The sequence below is a fragment of the Ileibacterium valens genome (assembly GCF_001945525.1).
Lineage (GTDB): Bacteria > Bacillota_I > Bacilli_A > Erysipelotrichales > Erysipelotrichaceae > Ileibacterium > Ileibacterium valens.
In genome coordinates this window covers 1-3,560 of record NZ_MPJW01000087.1, presented here as the reverse complement: position 1 = coordinate 3,560, position 3,560 = coordinate 1, and the positions used below count along the sequence as shown (strand labels likewise).

Genomic DNA, 3,560 nt, shown 5'->3' with positions numbered 1-3,560 from the left:
GAACGATCCGGGCAGTCTGCCAGACCGTCCAGGTAAGAATAGAAGATTTGGCGATACTGTTTAGGGGATTTCGAATGGGTCAAAATAACCACCTCCGAAATCCTTCGGATTATGGATTAGTTCCGAGTTTCGTTCTGTCAAGTGCCATATTCGGATAATTTATAAACTTTTGGAGCAACTCCACTGCTTGTGTTAAAAATCAAAAAAACGAGGAGCGAATTCCGCATGGAAGACACTCCTTAACTTAATGACATTGGGAAAATCTGAAACATAAAAAATCACAACAATTTTGACCATAATACCTGTCTGACCAGATTTATGACTCATTTAGACCATGAGATTAAATGGATCTGATAATCATGTATTATAGAGACAGAAATCAACTGATAAGTGATTAATACTGAAAGTTTCAATTCACCGTCTGCTTTCAGACTTGCTGCAAAAAGAAAATGAACAGTATAGTACTAGCATAGAAAAGTACAAACAATTGAATTATAAGTAATCAAATTACCAAAGTTTTAAATAAGAATTACCCTTAAATGCTTTATTCAGTGAATTTGAATATTCAAACATAGTTAGAAAAATTTGATTGCGCAGTGCATCAAGATAGAAACGCCCGACAATTGAATATCCCAGAACTACAAATTATTAAGTAAAGCAGCTAAAAACAGGAATTTGAACTTCAGTCTTCGTTCAGCGAAATTCCGAGGATGAAGCGATTGATCATTACAGTTAGATAGCGGCCAGATCCAGATTGTTCAGACTGACCAAAACGAATCTTTTATAATATCAGTGTTCTTAAAAACTTTAAGGAACGAATTATGAGTATATGGATTAAAAATGTTGAGTTTTGTTTTGGAACTATCTTCAATCAGTTTTTGAATAGTCAATCATGTAAAGTCTGATCAAATAATGAAAACCTTTTTGGTTTTCGAGAGTTCTTAAATAGGTTAAGACCAAAAATATCAGTAAATTCATAAACTGCCGCAGCCCGGACGAGTAAAAAAAACGTCTGGGCATTTTTATGCCTGTTTCTTCAGAGATAAACAGGTAAATCCGCTTTGATAATGATAAAGAAGTTGGAGAAATTTACCTTGTTCCAATGCTATAATTTAACCAGTGATGTGAACTTTATAAGGAGGAAATTTAAATGTCTGTTGTTGAAGAACGGTACGAAAAATGGGTCAATTCACCAAACCTGGATGAGAGTTATAAAGAAGTTCTTGAAAGCATGAATTCAGAAGAAAAGAATGACGCATTTTATACCACTATTGAATTCGGTACAGCTGGTATGAGAGGTCTGCTTGGTCCAGGTACCAACCGAATCAATCTTCATACGATTCGTAAAGCAACTCAAGGCTTTGCGGATTACATTAAAGAACATGGTGAAAAAGCCTGTGAAGAAGGTATCGCCATCGGTTATGACAACCGTCATATGTCAAAAGAATTTGCTTTTGACTGTGCAAAGCTGCTTGCAAAGAATGGAATTCGTTCTTACGTATTTGAAAGTCTGCGACCAACACCAGAACTAAGCTTCGCGGTACGCCACCTCGGATGCTTTGGCGGAATTATGATTACTGCCAGTCATAACCCAAAAGAATACAATGGTTACAAACTTTATGATGAAAAAGGATGTCAGCTGATCCCATCACTGGCTTCTCAGGTCATTGATAAAGTAAATGCCATTGAAGATGAACTGGCGATCAGCTCCGATATTACACCTGAGCAGGAAGCACTCTACACGGTAATTGGTGCTGATGTCGATCGTCCTTACTATGATGCAGTTGAAAGTATTCAGCTAAATCCAGAAGTTGAAAAGAACATCAAGATTGTATTCTCTCCTGAACATGGTACTGCAAATGTTCCTGTTCGTGAAATTTACAAAGAAACTGGTTATGATGTAATTCCTGTACTGGAACAGTGCACACCTGATCCAGATTTCTCTAACACTCCAACACCTAACCCGGAACAGCCGGGAGCTTATGAATTAGCTCTTAAATATGCTAAAGATAATGATGCAGATATTATCCTGGTTTGCGATCCAGACGCAGACCGTATGGGTGTAGGTGTTAAACACGATGGTGAATACGTGGTTATGACTGGTAACCAGTCTGGTGCTGTTCTTCTAGAATATATTCTTTCTCAGCTTGAAGAAAAAGGGCAGATGCCTACCAATCCAGTAATGTTCAACACGGTTGTAACCAGTGATCTTGGTGAAAAAGTTGCTGCTGATCATGGGGTTGCGACTGAAAAGACTCTGACTGGATTCAAATTCATCGGTGAAAAGGTTGCCAAATACGAACAGTCTGGTGAAAGAAATTATGTATTCGGTTATGAAGAATCCTATGGATCTTTGATTAAACCATTTGTTCGTGATAAAGATGCGCCACAGGCTTGCCTGATGTTAGCTGAAGCTGCTTCTTATTACAAAAACAAAGAAGGTAAGGACCTGGTTGATGTTCTGAATGATCTTTATGCTAAACATGGAACTTACGAAGAAACTCAGGTTGCTTTATCTCTAGAAGGAGAAGCTGGAGCTAATCGTATTAAACAGATCCTTTCTGACTTAAGAACTGATGGACTGACTGAAATTGCTGGAGTACCAGTAGTACGTTTTGAAGATTACAAAGAATCCGTCATTAAAGAAGATGGAAAGACTGAAGAACTCGAAGGCTTTGTTAAGTCTGATGTTCTGAAATACTATCTTGAAGATGGTAGCTGGATTGCAGTTCGTCCTTCTGGAACTGAACCAAAATGTAAATTCTACTATTGCGTAAAAGGTACTGATAAAGCCGATGCTCATGACAAAACTTTGAAGTATCAGAAAGCAATGGCAGAAATTACAGGTACAGCGGAATAAGTTCGATAAAATTAGATTTAAAATACTGGATTTAATTATAATCTGATGAAATTAGAGTAGGTATCTTCTAAAGATGCTTACTCTTTTTTTGTATTCTGAAAAAGAGGTTGTCAGCATACAAAAAACTATAAGAATTTCATCAATAGACTTGTCACAAGAAAAAATGAGGAGTATTTTTAAAAAGCTGATTCGAAAATCAGTGGCTTGGAATATCCAAACTCCTTTATCTAAGGGCAGAAATCCTTATTTATGAAAAAATAAAAATAATTCACAAAAAGGGTTGACCGATGACTGTTGGAGTGATATTCTTAATGAGCCTTGTGAGAGACAGCTTGTTTCTCACAAGCGAAGTATTCTTCTGATTGTGAAATTCAAAAAGAAATTCACAAAAAAGCCTTGACTTTGATCAGGACAGGGAGTAAGATAAACAAGCTTGTGAAAGATAAATAAATCTTCACAAATAACTCGTTCTTTGAAAACTTTACAGACAGTATGTACAAGTACCAATTGGTACAGGTTAAACAAACAAACCAAGTACAAGTCAATTCAACCTGAACAATCAAAAAATAAAATAAAACGCAAAAGCGTTGAGTCAAATCAAATGGAGAGTTTGATCCTGGCTCAGGATGAACGCTGGCGGCATGCCTAATACATGCAAGTCGAACGGTATCTTTGGATACAGTGGCGAACGGGTGAGTAA

The 3,560-nt window shown here is 36.9% G+C and carries 1 protein-coding gene and 1 rRNA gene; both read left to right on the top strand.

The features are described from left to right. Positions 1-1,150 precede the first annotated feature (1,150 nt). On the top strand, positions 1,151-2,860 hold the full coding sequence (locus BO222_RS03485) for a phospho-sugar mutase (RefSeq protein WP_075818372.1): 1,710 nt from the start codon (positions 1,151-1,153) through the stop codon (positions 2,858-2,860). Positions 2,861-3,458: 598 nt separating this feature from the next. Further along, a 16S ribosomal RNA gene (locus BO222_RS03480) occupies positions 3,459-3,560 on the top strand; the annotation flags it as partial.

Bases quoted from the DNA above. Each gene is read 5' to 3' on its own strand.
- BO222_RS03485 (WP_075818372.1), top strand. From the start codon at position 1,151: ATGTCTGTTGTTGAAGAACGGTACGAAAAATGGGTCAATTCACCAAAC.